The sequence below is a fragment of the Protofrankia sp. Cas8 genome (assembly GCF_963555845.1).
GTDB lineage: Bacteria > Actinomycetota > Actinomycetes > Frankiales > Frankiaceae > Protofrankia.
Genome location: NZ_CAUVXI010000092.1, coordinates 1 through 2,377, shown reverse-complemented (window position 1 = coordinate 2,377; position 2,377 = coordinate 1). Strand labels below are relative to the sequence as shown.

Sequence of the window (2,377 nt, the reverse complement as noted above, 5' to 3'; positions counted from 1 at the left end):
GGTTATATTGACAGACCCGATCATCGCCGGGGAACCGCGGCTGAGACCGTGTCGTGCGCGCTGGGGGGATGACGATGCCGGGATAGAGGGGCTCGGCGGGTGGTTTCCCGCGCCCGTCGACCGCGGCATGGATGCTGTCCAGCAGCACCGAGCGAGCCTTGTCCTCGCTGAGGCCGAACAGGTCGAACGAGCGCACTCTGTTCAGCAGGACGGGGCAGGGACAGTCCTCGACCCGAATCGGGATCACCCTGCGGGTGCGGCCGTCGGGATCGACAGCGAAGGCCTCCTCCCGCACCGCCCGCTCGTAGGGCGAGCGCGAATAGGCGTAGGAGAGCACGGCGATCACCCGGTCGGCGCCGCGAACCCCATCGGCCATCCGTGTCATCCAGTGCGAGCCGGGGACGAAGTCCCAGCCTGGATCAGGACCTGAAAGCCGGCGTCCTCGAGCTGCCAGGCGATCCACTCCGCCCAGGTCCGGTCGGCCGCCGCGTAGGACACGAAGAAGTCCCACCGGTCGGGCGGCGAGGCGCCCCCGCGGTCGGCTGGGTGGTCTCTGTCCGCCGGCGGGTCACCGTGCCCCCGTTCATACAGCGAAGTCTCCCATACGGCTACGCACCGGCACAGCCTCGTGCTCGACCGGCTCGGGTCGGTCAACGAGCACGGCTTGTCCTCCAGACAATGACGGGCCAGACGGTCAGTGCGGCAGGTTGAGGTCCGAGCAGACTGACAGCGCCGCCCGAGCGTCCGTGGGCAGGTTCGCGTAGTTCCCCTCTCCGCATCCTGCAAGACGACCTACTCCTCCGGCTTGTACAACTCGCCCAAACCTATGGTCAATACCTGGTCACTGCTGGTCGAGGCCAGCAGCTCCGGGTCGAAACCGGCGCCGCTGTAGCAGGCAAGCACCGTGTCCCGGGTGTCGAATCCCTTACCCGCCAGGAGTTCACGGGCCCGGCGCAGGCGTTCGACATGCCGGACGCCCATGACCTCACCCCACTTCGCCTCCCCCAGGGACAGCACCCGACGCGGTTCACCCGGGTTCGCGGGCGCGAGCACGGCGACGTCGACTGCTATCTGGGTCCTGTGCGCCGGGTCCGCGACGACCCCGGCGCCGACATCCGCCGGCAGCCCGCCGAAGATTTCGGGAGGTGCCGCGACCGCGAACTCGCGGCAGATCTGTTCGAAGTGCGGCCCGAGGACCTGGGCGGAGAACCGGGACCTGGCATCCTGCCAGACGGCCGCGGCGCGACCGCTCTCCAACAGCCCCCATCTGGGCCGCATGACCACCTGATAGAAGACGATCAGCGGTTCGGCGATCCGGTAGACCGAACGTCCCTGGCGGAACAGGTCGGCTTCCCTGCGGAGCAGCCCGCAGTCCTCCAGCACGTTGAGGTGATGGCCGATGTCCGCGGCCTTGCGACCGATGTAACCGGCGATTCCTCCCCGGGTGTTGTTGCCACCGGCCACCGCCGCGAGAACCGAATGATACAAAGCCGTATCCCGGACGTCGGCCTCCTCCTCGAGGAGGTAGCGGGCTTCCCGGAAAAGAGGGGTCGCCGGGTTGAGTACCGTCCGCAGCACCCAGTTGTCGAAGTCGGCCAGGCTCTCCGGAGAGTCGTCGTTGACAAACCTGCGGTAGGCCGGCGTACCGCCGACGACGGCGTGGTGCCGGACCGCCAACGCGGGGTCACCGATGTTCCAGAAACGAGCGGCCAACGGATAGTCGAACGGGCGTACCACCAGCTCAAGGCTGGCCCGCCCGCGAAGCGGAGCGCTACCCGCCAGCATTCTTCCCATTACCGACACGGCCGAGCCGCACAGCAGTAGTGAGATGCTGTTCGCCCGCGCCACCGCCCGATCGATCTCCCGCTGGAGAATCGACGGAAGTGCCGGCGATGCCGCGCTCAGATAGGGGAACTCGTCGATGACGACCGGCCCCGGCCTGCTACCAGCCACCGCGAACAGGTAGGTGACCGCCTCGTCCCAGCTGACGAAGCGCGGCGGCACGGGCGCTTGCACGTACTCGGCCAGGGTTTCGGCGAAGAGGTGGAGCGATTCCGCCTCGGTCGCCTGGGTGGCTCCAAAGTACATTCCCCCTGTCTCGCGGGCCAGTGCCTCGATCAGGAAGGTCTTCCCCTGGCGACGGCGTCCACTGACCACGCCCAGCCGTGGTTGTCCCCGGTCGCGTGCGGCAAAGGCTGCCAGCTGTCGCCACATGGACCATGACAGTCGGTGGACGTCGTGGCCGAGGTCGATCTCCCGCCACGATGGCACCGGAGCGGACGCGGCCTTCGCCTCGAACCCGCGCAGAGGACCACAATGCCGCCGCCACCTACCCCGGGCCTCCATGCCTACGCGCCGCAGGCGTTTGCGGGGTAGC

At 68.2% G+C, this 2,377-nt stretch carries 2 protein-coding genes; both read right to left on the bottom strand.

What is annotated here, in order from left to right:
- Positions 1–463, bottom strand: a 463-nt coding sequence (locus U9977_RS14635) for a toll/interleukin-1 receptor domain-containing protein (RefSeq protein ID WP_322749804.1), incomplete at its 3' end; no start/stop codon positions are given.
- Between the two features lie 329 nt (positions 464–792).
- Positions 793–2,214, bottom strand: a complete 1,422-nt coding sequence (locus tag U9977_RS14630) for an AAA family ATPase (RefSeq protein WP_416210618.1) — start codon at positions 2,212–2,214, stop codon at positions 793–795.
- Positions 2,215–2,377: the final 163 nt, after the last annotated feature.